Genomic DNA, 13,179 nt, shown 5'->3' with positions numbered 1-13,179 from the left:
GCTCCGCACAACGGATGCAAATGGACAGACCGTCTCGATGACCAACAAGCTCACCGTCGCGAAATAAGTGACGAGAACGCAATAAAGCGATCGCTGAATAACCGATCGCTGAATAAGCGAAGAGTCGAAAACCGACTCCCAGTGATTTCTCCGAGACAGCCCGGCCAGAATGGCCGGGCTGTCCGGTTTTAAAAAGAGTAAGTTACAATCGACCCCAATGATAATTCCAAAGCCGCACTTGCCATATCGTGCTAACAGATAGCAAGGAGATGATTGATCAATTTTGCTGGATAGAATGGCTATAACAACTTACTAACAGCGAGGCAATTACGGAGCGCGATGCCTCGGAAGAAGAAATTGTATGCAAGATGCGGAATGGACTGGCGCGGTAGATTCCTGAGGGAATCAGGAATTAGATTGCTTTTCGAAGTTTGATCTGCTATCTTAGAAAGATCTCCATCATCTTTTGACTCCGACCCACACTTCCACAACCATGTTGTGCGGGTCGGCGGCGCGACCGTCGTAGAGTTCGAAGTCGGCGATGTATGAGCGTTCCTCACCGAACGTCTCCCAGACCTTCTTCCACGTTTCCGGCACCGTCTTCCATGATGGACCGGATTCCGAATGGAGGACAGCATAGCGAGCGGATGGAACAGTCACAACTGTCAGTCCAGCGATAAACTCAGCTGTCTTCACTCGTGCGCCGATTAGAAAATCGTACTCGCCATTCAGATCCGATTCGTAATTCGAATAGAGCGCGATCACGTTGTCATCGACACGATTAGGAATTTTCTCAATCAGCCCTTCGGAAAGGACGCGCTGCCACATGGCGGCAATCACGCCCTCGCCGGACATCTCGCGCGCGTTTGTTGTGCGCGCAGAGAAGCCAGCAACGGTGAATGCAGGACGCTCGATAGGCGTCTCCATCCCGAGTAATTACTGAATCGTCTCGCTGGTCTCTTCGACGACAACGGATTCGGGAGCAGCAGCAGGCTGTTGACCGACTTGAACAATGCCTGTCGTCAACGGACTCATGAAGAGGATGTGCCCGCAGCTATTGCAGGTTGCAGTAATGACGGGTTTGACGGCACCCTGCGCGGCGACGCCGCCGCCGGCGAACTCGCGAAGTTCGAACATGGTGTCCTCGACCTGCCATTGGGCACCGCCGCAGACGGAGCACGGATTACGAAGAACGTTCTGGAGATGCGCCTGAAGCCGCGCGTGGCCTTCTTGATTGAGTTGCATATGATCTGAACCTGGATTACACTAATGTTGCGGGTTACGCCAATCGATTCGTAGGATTCTGTTTCAATCCGTAGAAGCGACCAGCGGGACGTTTGTACGGGATTAATAGTTTCCACAGCGTCGCTGAAAATTCAGAATCTATCATCCTAATCTCCTCAAAATCCGTGGCATCTCGGTTCTCTATTGAAGAGCGCGTGCGCTGGTCCGATGTCGATCGGGCCGGTATCATCTATTTTGGCAGTTATGTTCGGTTTTTCGAGATCGCCGAGACAGAAATGTTTCGGGAAATGGGTTTTCCATTCTCGATGGCGAACGAACAATTGAATATGTATGCCGTCCGCGCGCAATTTCATGTCGATTTTGAAGCCCCCGCCTTTCTGGATGACTTGATCCGCGCTCACCTCTGGGTAACCCACATCGGTACGACGTCATTTCGGCTGGAATTCGAAATGGACCGCGCACTTTCGACTCAGGGCCGAATCGGCGAACGGCTGGTGACTGGCCATTGCGTACTCGTGGCCGTCGATCGCGAATACTACCGTCCGGCCCCAATTCCGGACCGATTACGGGATGCATTGCAGGCCTATCTCGTAACAAACGGGTAGTCGCGCGTGTCATTATTAAGACAGTTCGCACTTCGTGATATAGAATTGGAACTGCCTTCCCGCTTCGCGCCTTTTGCACTTTCCGCGTGATGATACGCGGGGGATGGCCGATCAAACCCGCGGATCATCCACCACAGCCCAATGACTGAACCTATGGAACATCTCGTCGCAACCGAACCCCCGATCGCTACTCCCACCGATATTTCCGAGGAGGCACCTGCCAACCAGGATTCTTCGGCAACCCGGGTGTCCGATCCCGCGGAACCCACTGCTGCCGCCTCCACGCCGGCGGCCGATCCGCTGGAATGGCTTCGCGAAAAAATGCGCACGAAAGAGTCCGTTCCGGCGCGTATCGTCAAGTGGCAACGCAACGGGCTCGAAGTAGAGATCGAAGGCAGCAATGGAAATGCCCTGGTGATGGCATTTATGCCCAACGATAACATCGACCGCGATCCGAACCGCAACGTTGCAAATTATTTTGGTAAGACAGTGCCGGTCCAGATCACGAACGTTCGCGCCAGTACACTCGGCGATGAGCGCCGCGTGACCGTCAGCCATCGCGCCGTGATCGAAGAAGAACTGCGGAACGCCGGACGCGAGCGCATGAAGGATGTCAAGGTCGGTGATGTGATCGAGGTGAAAGTCAAGTCGTTTAGCAAGGATAATGTCCTGGTCGATCTTGGCCCTGGCATCGATGCCGTTATTCGGCTGCGCGATCTCTCGTGGCAGCACTTCGAGCATCCGTATGAGATTTTGAAACGTGGTGAGTTGGTCCAGGCAAAAGTAATCAGTCTGGATCGCGGGCGTCGTCACGTGCAACTCAGCATTCGGCACCTGACCCCCGATCCCGAACTCGAGCAATACGATGAGTACAAGCCCGAGCAAGTGCTGGATGTAAAGGTCGCCACAATCGGCACGCACGGCGCTGAGATCGAATTGCCAAATGGACTTATCGGCTTCCTGCCGATGTCCGAGATTGCCTGGGAGCGCATCAACTCCGTCAATGATGTTCTCAGTGTTGGCGATGAACTGAAGGTCCGGCTATTGACAGTAGACCCAGCCGACCGGCGGATTACTGCCAGCCGCAAGTTGCTGATCGAGAATCCGGCCCGCATTATCGAAAGTACCTTCCGCCCGAACACCGATCATGACGGGACAATCAAGGAAGTAACCCGTGGAGGCCTTGTGGTTGCGTTGGCACATGGTGCCGAAGGATTCATCCCGCGGCGCGAACTCTCCCACGATCGGATCGAACGATTGGAAGACGTCTTTAAAGCTGGCAAGCCGCTCGAAGGACTGCGCGTAATCGAATTCGACCGTCGAGGCAACCGCGATGGAGGGCCGCGCATCACGCTTTCGCTCATCGCCGCTGAGCGCGAAGCTCAGCGCACGACCTTACGCGAGTATCGCGCGGCTCCGAACGAGTCGCGTTATTCACTCTCTGATTCTCTGGCTGCCCTCAAGGCACAGCTCGAAGCCCAAGGTAATTGATCTGATACGCTCAGGCGGCGCAGCACTTCGCTACGCCGAAGATCGGAACCGAGAGCGTTTATCTGCGGCGGCTTGCGGCAAATCCGATAGCCGTTGCCGGTATCATGCCGAGCAGGAGTCCGATACCGCTAATTGCGCCGAGCAACAATGCGTAATGATTCGATTGTGGAGCGGCGATGAAGACTCCGCTGATTCCAGCGGAATTCTTCATAAAGACGAAAAGCAGTCCGCCGGCAATGACTCCTGCGAACAACCCCGCCAAGCTTCCTTCGAAGGCCACCGGAAGGACGATCTTCCAATGTCGCGCGCCAAGTTGTCGCATCACCCGCACAGTGTCTGCGCGTGCAATCATGGTCAGTCGCGCGGCGGTGACGAGAAAAAAGATTGAAGAAGCCAGTAACAATCCGCCAACCACCAGCGCAAACCGTGCTACCGAACGCGAGCGATCCTCGAGAACCCGAAGCAGATCGATGTCCGCCCGTACTTCGGCAATACCTGACGTTGCTCGAAGTTGCTCGATGATGTGCTCGGCACCAGCAGAAGTAGCATTCGTGAGCCGAATTGTCGCGCTTGCGGGCAACGGATTCAGTCCGAGAATTCGCTCGACGTCTTCGCCGGTGCTACTGGAATAGTCCGCTAACGCCGCCTCGCGAGATGTGAATGTAACGGACCGGAGTCCGGGTAAGGGCTTGATCGCACGGTCAATGGTAGCCTGTGCATCATCGTTGGAGACATTCGGATCGAAGAATGCTTCGATAGGTAATGTCTCACGAGCCGTTCGGAGAGCGATGCGGGCTTTCCACGCCGCACCAGCAAAGAGTCCCGTCACAGAGAGCGCAACCGCAAGTGTGATGCAACTCATCACCCATGTCATCGGTGCATTACGAATCGCGCGCCAAGTCTCTCGAATTACAAAGTTCATTCGAATTTCTCCGGCCAGTCTCTGCGGAGTTGTTCCAAAAACTGGTAATTCGTGAGATCGTAATGGATCGGCGTCACACTAATCCTCTCTTCGCGGATCGCGATATCATCGATGTCATGGGCATTGTCTTCAAGCACATACTGACCTTTCAGCCAGTAATACGGTCGCTCCTGCGGATCGATGCGCTTTTCGAATTCATCCTCCCAATACGATGCACCTTGCCGAGTGTATGCCACGCCTCGAATTTGCTGTGTGGGTATGGCGGGGACGTTCACGTTCAGCAGGGTCCCGCGCGGCAGACCAGTCCGTGCAACGTGCGGCGTAAATCGTTTCATAAATTCAGCAGCCACGCTAAAATCTGCCTCCGGATGATAGCTCGTGAGCGAAACTGCGATGGCGGGCACATCGAGCACGGTCGCCTCCGTCGCAGCACTCACCGTGCCCGAATAGATAATATTGACAGCCGTGTTGCGGCCATGATTGATGCCGCTCACAACGATATCCGGCTTGGGCAATCCACGCTCATCTAAAAAAGTCCGTAGAGCAAGCTTGACACAATCGGCTGGTGTCCCACTTACAGCAAAGCCGAAGAATCCGCCGTTCTTGTGAAACTCGGTCACGCGTAAGGGCAAGCTCACGGTGAGCGCATGTCCAACAGCGGACTGCTCGCCAAGGGGCGCCATTACGATGACATCACCAATTTCCCGCAGCGCCACGACCAAATCGTAGATACCGCGAGAGTTGATGCCGTCGTCGTTGGTGACTAGAATATTCATTTGAACCTGAATTACGCGGATGATGCGGATTGATTTACTCGATTAGATATACAACGATAATTCAACAGGCCCAAGGTAGCAAACATTAATCCCGAAAATCAATCCGTGGAATCCGCATCATCGTGGTTCTGAATTGCCGTCACTGCGATCATCTGCACAATATCGCCAACACTCGCGCCCCGCGATAAGTCGTTCATCGGTTTGCGCAATCCTTGCAGGATGGGTCCAATGGCCTGCGCCATGCCAAGGCGCTCCGCGATCTTGTAACCGATATTCCCGGCATCGAGATTCGGAAAAATAAACACATTCGCCCGTCCTGCCACTGGACTTTCCGGCATCTTCCGTCGTGCGACATCCGGCATGAACGCCGCATCGAACTGCATCTCGCCATCCAAAATGAGCTTCGGCGCTTTGGCTTTTGCCAGAGCTGTTGCCGCTCTTACTTTTTCCGTTGTGACGCTGGTTGCGCTGCCATTGGTCGAGAATGAGAGCATCGCAATGCGCGGCTCGCTTCCGGTCAGTGCGCGGTAACTTGCCGCAGTCGCAATGGCAATATCGGCAAGTTGCTCGGCTGTTGGATCGGGCACCACGGCGCAATCGGCGAACACGAGCACGAATTCTTCCGCGCGACTTCCGGCGATCGCTGGAAAATCGAGGAGGAATAGACTCGAAAGAATGGAAAGGCCTTCGGCGAGTCCAATCCCCTTCAGTGCGGCGCGGATGACTTCGCCCGTGGTCGAGACCGACCCCCCGAGCACCCCATCGACTTCGCCCGTGCTGGCCAGTGCCGCCGCGAAGAGCAAATCGCTCGCGAGGAGTTCGGCAGCGGCTGCTTCAAGCGAAGCTAACTTACCTAATCGCGAAAGATAATACCAGTTGGCAAGCGTATCGAATTGCTTGTACTGCTTCGGTTCGATGATTTCGATGCCTCGCAGATTCACATTCGCATCTCGAGCAACTCGCTCAATGACATCGCGCTCGCCAATGAGAGCAATCCGAGCAATCTCGCGATCGAAGGCCGTCCGCGCCGCAGCGAGAATGCGTGCATCCGAGGTGTCACATAGCGCAATACGCCGCTGCAATCCGCGAGCTTTGGTCTCGATCTCCTCCAGTATACGTGTGGCCATGCCGCGCGTCTAACAGTATGCGGGATTATTGGGTTTGACCGTCTGAACCCGGATTGCGCTGCTTAGGCTAATGGACCTTCCAATCGTCACTGCAAAGAGTGCGGAGCTCGACGAAGCATTCCCATTATAGTCGCGAGCATGATAATCGCAATTTCGCGTCACTTGTTAACAATGAAATACTCCGGTTTCACCTCAATCTTTGGAGAAAGCTACTTTGTTGAATTTCAGCACCATTTCGCGCCCAATCTGTTCTCCAGAGCCATGACGGAAGTAACGTTTGATAAGCGCACATTCCTTGCGACCTTGGAAGCCTTTCAGAAGCAATTCACGCTTGCTTCGACCGATGCATTGCTCGAAACGACGAGCGCAGACCGTTTTATGCTCGAAGTCAAGCGGTCGGACAATCAGGACGTTCGGGCGTTCGGACCATGCGAGGTGAAGGGTGAGATGGTGCACATTTCGTTTGACTTCAAGGAGGTCGAACAAGCGGTGATCTCTGCACACGAAGGTATTGAGGCGGCGAAGGTCACGCTTATCGTTGGTGACGGAATCTGGGTGAAGGAACCCGAGGCGTTTGAATCTGCTCCTGTCCCCTTGCCAGCCCCTTCTGCACCGGCTGCGTCGGCCAATAAATCGCGATTGGGCAGTATCACACTCGGAAATTAGCGCCTGCACGCGAGTATCGTAACTTTTGAACGAAATCGACGTGGGAGCGTTGAAACAGGTCACGACGCAATGCCAATTACGAATTACGAATTACGAATGACGAATGAAGATGGATTTCTCAGAGATCCCATTCGTCATTTGTCATTCGTCACTCGTCATTTGAGCCTGTTGCTACTGGTAGCAACGATCGGCGGTTGCACCTTCTGGCATAACTTCTCGACGTATTTCAATACGTTGTATCTCGCGCAAACACATCTGGCGGCCTACGAGGAGCAGCAGCGGACGATCGTGGCTCCCAACCCGAACGGCGCGATTGCGGTACAAAATCACCGCTGGCTCGATGAGGAGTACGATCTTCGCCAGCGTGCACTTTATGAAGGCCGCACGCAAGCCGTTGCTCCCAGTTTTTCGCGCGTGCTGGGCTCGACCAAAGAGGTGACGAACATGCACCTGGATTCGGCGATCATTCTCGGATCGAAGATTCTCGCGGATAAGAAGCCGAACAAATACATCGAGGATGCGCTGTTTGTCGTGGGTAAGGCGCAATACTACAAGAATGATTTTGCTGGCGCACGCCGGAAGTTTCTCGAACTGCTATATAAGTATCCCGATACAAAATATGGCGCCGAGGTGCAGGTCCTGCTCGCACGTTCCATGCTCGCCGACCGACGCTTAGACACAGCGGAAATGGCTCTAACGGTTGGACTCCAGCGAGCGAATGAATCTGGCGATAAGAACGCGCTGGCGGAAGTGCACCGCACTTATGCGGAATATATCTATGCGAAGAACCCCGATTCGCTCACGGCCGTTGGCGAAGAGCTTCGCAAAGCTGAAGAAGATCTATCGGGTCAAGATCTTGCAAAACTGGCATTTGAAGAGGGCGCACTGGATTACATGAATGGCCAGTGGCCGGAAGCCGAGCGCGCATTCACCACCGCCATTAATTCGACGAAAGATGATTGGCTCGCCGGTGAGGCGCATATCGATCATGCGATGGCGCTCCGCCGTGAAGCCAAGTTCGATGAAGCCCGCACGGAGTTGCGAGCGGTGATCGATAAGCTCAAGTATAGCGCATCGGCGGCGGCGGCACGCTATGAACTCACATTGACTGATGAGTATGCAGCACGCCATGCGGTTTCAAACGATCTCCGAACTCCTCAATTCAAAAGCGGATTTCATCCTCCTCTTCATCTCGAGTATTTTGCCATCGACACGGCATTTCGGAATTCCAGCGCGATGATGATCGCGCATTCGCATTTCCGCGAAGCGGAAATGTACCGCGAAATGGGGCTCTATGACTCCGCGGCCAAAGCCGCAGCGATGCTCATTAATACCAAGGACTTCGCCACCCCGGCGATGAACGATTACGTTTCAACGCGTGCAAGTTCACTGGCCAGCTTCGCGAAATGGCGGACGGAGTTGGGACGCGTCGATTCACAAATTGCGCGCTTCAACACGAAGGGTCCAGCCCGCGCGGAAGTGGACTTAAAAATAAAGGCACTGAAGGAAGTGCTTGGCAGCCGCTTCCAGCCGACAGCGCCCGCCGTGATGAGCAAAGAAGATTCTGCGAAGTTCGAAAAGGTCTACACGCAGCTTCAGAAGCAACAGCCGGGCGGAGCAGCGTTTGTGGTGTCTGACACCGCACGATCGCTCGACAGCCTCGGACTCCTGGCAGCCACGGCTCATTATCAATTGGGTCGGTCGTACGAGACATTCCTGGAAATTCCGCAGGCACGTGCCGAGTATAATGCGGCACTCGCCGTCGCGTTCGCAAAGTCCGATACTGCCGCCTCCGCAATGCGCGCGCAAGCGATGTACGCGCAAATGCAACTGGAATATCATGACAAGCAAATAGCAGCGGGCGATTCGCTGCTCGATGAGTTGCTGGCGCATTATGGACAGACCGTCTATGCCGAGCAGGCGCGCATGCTCTTTCCGAATAAGATCAAACGCACTCCAGGCCAGACCGCATATGAAACCGCATACGCGACCCTTCGCGAGCATGGTCTCGACGCCGCGAAGGCATCGCTGCTTGCCGTGGTGGCGGGTTTTCCGGAGGAGGATGCCGCGCCACGCTCGCTCTATGCGATCGGACTCAGCTATGAGGACTCGGCACGATACGACAGCGCCGTTGTCTATTACAAGCGCGTCATGCATGACTATCCATATTCCGTGTATGCACTCGCACTGCATCCGCGCTTTGCGGACGCAACGAACGCGGCGCCACACGGTCAGCCACCGCCAGTCGATCCGACACAAATTCAGCCAGGCCAACACCAACAGCGGGCACCACGCATGTTGAACCAGCCCGGGCAGCAACCGACCCAACGGGGACTGCCGCCACGGTCTCGGCCGCAGACCAGTCCTCGTGGACGGTTTGGAATGCCTGGTAATCAGCATGGAGCGCCACCGCACTTCCCCCTCGACTCAACGCAAACTGTACCACTTAAATGATAGAACCTTTGACCGCTCTATCCAAAGTTACACGCCGGCGCGAACTTGCGCCGGGGCTGGTCACGATCCGTTTCCATAATCCGAAGATTGCCAGAGAAACAATCGCCGGACATTTTGTTAACGTGCTTCCGAGAGCGGGAGCGAACGACCCAATGCTTCGCCGGCCATTCTCTGTCTATAATACTGATGGCGATGAGGCTGAGATTATCGTGCAGGCCCATGGACGCGGCACGAATCTCATTGCGAGCATTGCTGAGGGTGAGTTACTCGATGTGTTGGGGCCACTCGGCAATCCATGGAATTATAAGTCAGGCGATTTCAACACGGCGGTGCTTGTCGTGGGAGGTGTCGGTGTTGCATCGATGCTCTTGCTTACGCGGGCGCTACTTCGCGAAGAACTTCCGGTGCAGACCTATTACGGTGCGCGCACGAAAGATCTGCTCGCCCTGCAAGACCTGAAGAACTTGCATCTTGCCACCGATGATGGCTCGCAGGGATTTCACGGCTCGGTTATCGAGATGCTGCGAAACGATTTGAAGGCCGGTCTCATCGATCGTCCGAAATTGTTTGTGTGCGGACCGACCGGCATGATGCGCGCCGCCGCACAACTTGGCTGTGAGTTCGATATACCGTGCGAACTGAGTTTGGAAACAGAAATGGCATGCGGCATCGGAATTTGTCAGGGATGCCCCGTGCTCACCGATGAGGATACATTTAACAAGACCGGCAAACGCTTCCGGCTGGTGTGTGTCGACGGCCCCTCCTTTTCCGCTGAAGCTATTACGATATGACGGAAGGTTTTAAGTCGAACGGACAGGCTCATCCCGAGATGCGAGTCCGGTTGCGCGATGTCGAATTCAAGAATCCGGTGCTCGTGGCGAGCGGCACCTTCGGCTATGGCGCCGAAGCGAAACAGTACTGTGACATCGAGCAGCTTGGCGGCATCGTTACGAAGTCGGTAAGCTGGAAGCCGCGTCCGGGAAATCCACCGCACCGCATTATCGAGACGGCGAGTGGGATGCTCAACTCGATCGGGCTGGCGAACGTCGGAGTGCACAGCTTCGTGAGTGAGAAGCTCCCCTATCTCGCAAAGTTCGACACGAAGATCATCGCGAATATTGCGGCGAGTTCGATGGAAGAATACCGCAATGTGCTCGAGCACATCGAAGAGCATGCGACGCCAAATCTTGTCGGCTACGAGATCAACATTAGTTGCCCGAATGTAAAAGATGGTGGACTCTCCTTCGGCACATCGGTCGAGCGCACCGAAGAGCTGACTGCACTCCTGCGGCAATCGACCGACAAGCTACTCATCATCAAGCTCACGCCGAACGTCACGAGTGTCGCGCCGTTCGCGCAGGCCTGCGAGCGCGCCGGTGCGGATGCGATCAGTCTCATTAACACGCTCGTCGGAATGTCGATTGATATTTACACCCGCGAGCCGCGACTCAATACTGTCACCGGCGGTCTCTCCGGCCCGGCGATCAAGCCAATCGCGCTGGCGCAGGTCTATCAGGCGCGCAAGGCGTGCAAACTGCCGATCATCGGCATCGGCGGAATCGCCACGGCGGAGGATACAGTCGAGTTTCTCATTGCCGGCGCAAGCATGGTGCAGATTGGCACCGCGAATTTTGTCCATCCCGATGCAGGCATTCGCGTGGCGAATGGCCTTGTGGAGTATCTGCACAAGCAAAAGATCGCGGCGGTTGGGGAGCTTGTGAACTCGCTCACAGTAAGGGCTGAACTCAAAGCTGCTGGCTGGTAAAGGGTCTAAGATAGAATCTATAGAATTGATAGATTTCATAGATTCTATTGAATCTATCGCTATTTTTGTGGCATGCCTAATCCTCCAGGCTTCATCGAGCACCACGGCTACCGCGACCTCTACGCTTACCAAAAGGCCGAGATCATCTACGATCTCACCTTCCACTTCTGCGAGCGATTCCTCCGAAGAGGGGACCGCACCATCGACCAGATGGTACAAGCAGCCCGCTCAGGGAAGCAGAATATCATCGAAGGCGCAAAGGCATCCGGCACGTCGAAGGAAACGGAGATCAAACTCACCAACGTAGCGCGAGCAAGTCTCGAAGAACTTCTCGCCGACTACGAAGACTACCTACGCGTCCGCAATTTGAATAAGTGGGACAAGAACTCCAAAGCGGCGCTTGCTGTCCGCAGACTTCCACAATCTCTTGACGAGTCCTATAAAACCTATAAGCATATCTGGGAGACGAAGCCAGCAGACGCCGTGGCAAACGTCGCGCTCTGCCTCATCAATCAGGCGAACTACTTGCTCGACCGCCACATCCGACGCCTCGATCAGGACTTTATCAAGAACGGCGGTGTCCGCGAACGCATGACGAAAGTCCGGTTGCAGCAACGGGGCAGGTAAAACCCATTCGTAAATTAATCCCCCGGCCACGCTGTTCGGATGCCGACTTGTGCGGCACGGCTAACGTGTGTGAGCAACTCGACCCGGAGCGCGAGTTCCTCCCGACATCGTCGAAGCCAAGTCATAACCATCCGGAGGTGGGCTGGTATCAATTCCGCGAAGCCCTGCAAGCCCGCAATGAGAGCGGGGATTTTGCGCCCGTCAGCTTTGCAGCGTTCGAATCGGCATACAAAGCCCTGACGGAGAAGCTCCAGCCGATGGTGTATGAGTTGGGGTTTTTGAAGGCGTGATTTGGAGATCGAAGCATGGTCAACGTATACAGCGATTCCACGGATGGTAAATTCAAGAACGCATTCCGAATTACCACTTTTCTTTGGGGGACTGAGAATGCTTGTCTTGAATTTGAAGCGGAAATAAAGAAATGCCTCTCAAAGACTTATCGGACAATTCCAAAGCATGTATTTCATGCATCGAGCGTCGATAACTGGCGTCGTGAAATTCGGATCTACGAGTGGTTTCTTAGGAAGGTGGCTTACTATGTCCTGGTCGGAAATCTGAAAGTTCTTACGTATTTTGAGTCAAAGGAGGTGCGTGACAAGCACTCTGAGGTTCTTTCCAAACCTATTGAACGGGCACTTGCAGATCCAACGCACGTGATTCAAAATTTTTATCAAGAAGTTTCTGATCGGGACCGCAAGATCGCGCTGCATCGAATGCCTGCTATTTTTTACTTTCTATTATTTCGCGAGCGCTTTGGTGGTGCATTCGAGCACTTCAATTACTACCCAGATAGCTCTGGTAACGTTTTAAGTTGGCAGGATGAAGTTCTTCCTTTTCATGGCTTTGTTGCGAGGAATGAGCGACCGCACTACGAGAGCTTCGCAAACTCCCTTAATTCTGTTATTGAAGTGTTCGAAAAGACCGACTGGGCATCATTAGCGAGTCAGAACCGCTTCCCAGCAAGCGACGTGGTTAGGTTTTGGAAGCTTTCCAAGCGGCTCCCCTATCAAGTAGTTGAAGAGTTTAGACCCACAGAAGACTCGAGCAGCCATTTAATTCAAGCCGCCGATGTAATCTGCAATCTTTGGCTCAATGCACTCCGCCGCAATAAAGGTATCAACACTGATACTTATCGTTACGATAGTTTGCTCAAGTTTATTGACATCGGGACTTTTGATCGAGTTGCACAATACTTTGATGCAGGCAAAGAGGAGATTACTTGTAGACCACATTGCGATGAGGTTGTTGACTATTTTCGATTGTAACTTAGTCGCGAAGCGACGGAGTACTCGCAGCCCAGGGTGAAGCGAGCTTGCGAGCGGAACCCTGGGTTAGCGTCGTGTTTAGAATTCTCATAGCCCCGGAGATACCGTATTAGTTCGTTCCTCCGTTCCGTTGTGATTTTTGATATTTAGGGTCATATGCCCGTTGATGCTTTTCCATCGCATAGAGGAGATGTATGAGTTTTCGAGCGACGGCCATCTGTAAGACCATGGGCTTT

General features: G+C 54.2%; 14 protein-coding genes. 9 read left to right on the top strand and 5 right to left on the bottom strand.

All coding sequences use genetic code 11. The annotated features are described in order from the left end of the window. Positions 1 to 459: 459 nt before the first annotated feature. Both Q8902_15850 and Q8902_15845 read right to left on the bottom strand, forming a co-directional pair. The gene (locus tag Q8902_15850; GenBank protein MDP4201028.1) at positions 460 to 927 is read right to left on the bottom strand and encodes a GyrI-like domain-containing protein; all 468 of its coding nucleotides are present in this window, start codon (positions 925 to 927) and stop codon (positions 460 to 462) included. Between the two features lie 9 nt (positions 928 to 936). Next, complete coding sequence (locus Q8902_15845) at positions 937 to 1,245, bottom strand: hypothetical protein (GenBank protein ID MDP4201027.1); 309 nt, start codon at positions 1,243 to 1,245, stop codon at positions 937 to 939. 164 nt (positions 1,246 to 1,409) lie between these two features. Here Q8902_15845 and Q8902_15840 point away from each other — a divergent pair, with 164 nt between their 5' ends. Then, a complete protein-coding gene (locus Q8902_15840) occupies positions 1,410 to 1,850 on the top strand; it encodes a thioesterase family protein (GenBank protein ID MDP4201026.1) in 441 nt (146 codons plus the stop codon). Positions 1,851 to 1,991: 141 nt separating this feature from the next. Then, positions 1,992 to 3,341, top strand: coding sequence for a S1 RNA-binding domain-containing protein (locus Q8902_15835; protein MDP4201025.1), 1,350 nt, complete (start codon positions 1,992 to 1,994; stop codon positions 3,339 to 3,341). Between the two features lie 58 nt (positions 3,342 to 3,399). Here Q8902_15835 and Q8902_15830 read toward each other — a convergent pair whose 3' ends face one another. From Q8902_15830 to pta, 3 genes are all read right to left on the bottom strand, one after another. Next, complete coding sequence (locus Q8902_15830; protein MDP4201024.1) at positions 3,400 to 4,263, bottom strand: permease-like cell division protein FtsX; 864 nt, start codon at positions 4,261 to 4,263, stop codon at positions 3,400 to 3,402. After that, the gene (gene surE, locus Q8902_15825; protein ID MDP4201023.1) at positions 4,260 to 5,039 is read right to left on the bottom strand and encodes a 5'/3'-nucleotidase SurE; all 780 of its coding nucleotides are present in this window, start codon (positions 5,037 to 5,039) and stop codon (positions 4,260 to 4,262) included. Before surE ends, Q8902_15830 begins: the two co-directional genes overlap by 4 nt. A 98-nt stretch (positions 5,040 to 5,137) precedes the next feature. After that, on the bottom strand, positions 5,138 to 6,166 hold the full coding sequence (gene pta, locus Q8902_15820) for a phosphate acetyltransferase (GenBank protein MDP4201022.1): 1,029 nt from the start codon (positions 6,164 to 6,166) through the stop codon (positions 5,138 to 5,140). Positions 6,167 to 6,427: 261 nt separating this feature from the next. Here pta and Q8902_15815 point away from each other — a divergent pair, with 261 nt between their 5' ends. The 7 genes from Q8902_15815 to Q8902_15785 all read left to right on the top strand — a co-directional run bounded on the left by Q8902_15815 (position 6,428) and on the right by Q8902_15785 (position 12,943). After that, a complete protein-coding gene (locus Q8902_15815) occupies positions 6,428 to 6,832 on the top strand; it encodes a hypothetical protein (GenBank protein ID MDP4201021.1) in 405 nt (134 codons plus the stop codon). Between the two features lie 69 nt (positions 6,833 to 6,901). Beyond that, a complete protein-coding gene (locus Q8902_15810) occupies positions 6,902 to 9,286 on the top strand; it encodes a tetratricopeptide repeat protein (protein MDP4201020.1) in 2,385 nt (794 codons plus the stop codon). 8 nt (positions 9,287 to 9,294) lie between these two features. Beyond that, the gene (locus Q8902_15805; GenBank protein ID MDP4201019.1) at positions 9,295 to 10,077 is read left to right on the top strand and encodes a dihydroorotate dehydrogenase electron transfer subunit; all 783 of its coding nucleotides are present in this window, start codon (positions 9,295 to 9,297) and stop codon (positions 10,075 to 10,077) included. Next, positions 10,074 to 11,051, top strand: a complete 978-nt coding sequence (locus Q8902_15800) for a dihydroorotate dehydrogenase (protein MDP4201018.1) — start codon at positions 10,074 to 10,076, stop codon at positions 11,049 to 11,051. Before Q8902_15805 ends, Q8902_15800 begins: the two co-directional genes overlap by 4 nt. 72 nt (positions 11,052 to 11,123) lie before the next feature. After that, positions 11,124 to 11,678: a four helix bundle suffix domain-containing protein gene (locus Q8902_15795; GenBank protein MDP4201017.1), complete on the top strand. Its 555-nt coding sequence runs from the start codon at positions 11,124 to 11,126 to the stop codon at positions 11,676 to 11,678. A gap of 65 nt (positions 11,679 to 11,743) precedes the next feature. Continuing rightward, positions 11,744 to 11,968, top strand: coding sequence for a hypothetical protein (locus Q8902_15790; GenBank protein MDP4201016.1), 225 nt, complete (start codon positions 11,744 to 11,746; stop codon positions 11,966 to 11,968). A 15-nt stretch (positions 11,969 to 11,983) separates the two neighbouring features. Beyond that, the gene (locus Q8902_15785; protein MDP4201015.1) at positions 11,984 to 12,943 is read left to right on the top strand and encodes a hypothetical protein; all 960 of its coding nucleotides are present in this window, start codon (positions 11,984 to 11,986) and stop codon (positions 12,941 to 12,943) included. Positions 12,944 to 13,179: the final 236 nt, after the last annotated feature.

The organism is Bacteroidota bacterium, from assembly GCA_030706745.1.
Classification (GTDB): Bacteria; Bacteroidota; Ignavibacteria; order Palsa-1295; family Palsa-1295; genus PALSA-1295.
Note: the sequence above shows the minus strand (reverse complement) of the source record. Positions and strands in the feature narration are given on the sequence as shown.

Coding starts and splice junctions, on each gene's coding strand:
- Q8902_15835 (MDP4201025.1), top strand. CDS start 1,992: ATGACTGAACCTATGGAACATCTCGTCGCAACCGAACCCCCGATCGCT.
- Q8902_15795 (MDP4201017.1), top strand. CDS start 11,124: ATGCCTAATCCTCCAGGCTTCATCGAGCACCACGGCTACCGCGACCTC.
- Q8902_15800 (MDP4201018.1), top strand. CDS start 10,074: ATGACGGAAGGTTTTAAGTCGAACGGACAGGCTCATCCCGAGATGCGA.
- pta (MDP4201022.1), bottom strand. CDS start 6,166: ATGGCCACACGTATACTGGAGGAGATCGAGACCAAAGCTCGCGGATTG.
- Q8902_15845 (MDP4201027.1), bottom strand. CDS start 1,245: ATGCAACTCAATCAAGAAGGCCACGCGCGGCTTCAGGCGCATCTCCAG.
- Q8902_15785 (MDP4201015.1), top strand. CDS start 11,984: ATGGTCAACGTATACAGCGATTCCACGGATGGTAAATTCAAGAACGCA.
- Q8902_15850 (MDP4201028.1), bottom strand. CDS start 927: ATGGAGACGCCTATCGAGCGTCCTGCATTCACCGTTGCTGGCTTCTCT.
- Q8902_15810 (MDP4201020.1), top strand. CDS start 6,902: ATGCCAATTACGAATTACGAATTACGAATGACGAATGAAGATGGATTT.
- Q8902_15830 (MDP4201024.1), bottom strand. CDS start 4,263: ATGAACTTTGTAATTCGAGAGACTTGGCGCGCGATTCGTAATGCACCG.
- surE (MDP4201023.1), bottom strand. CDS start 5,039: ATGAATATTCTAGTCACCAACGACGACGGCATCAACTCTCGCGGTATC.
- Q8902_15815 (MDP4201021.1), top strand. CDS start 6,428: ATGACGGAAGTAACGTTTGATAAGCGCACATTCCTTGCGACCTTGGAA.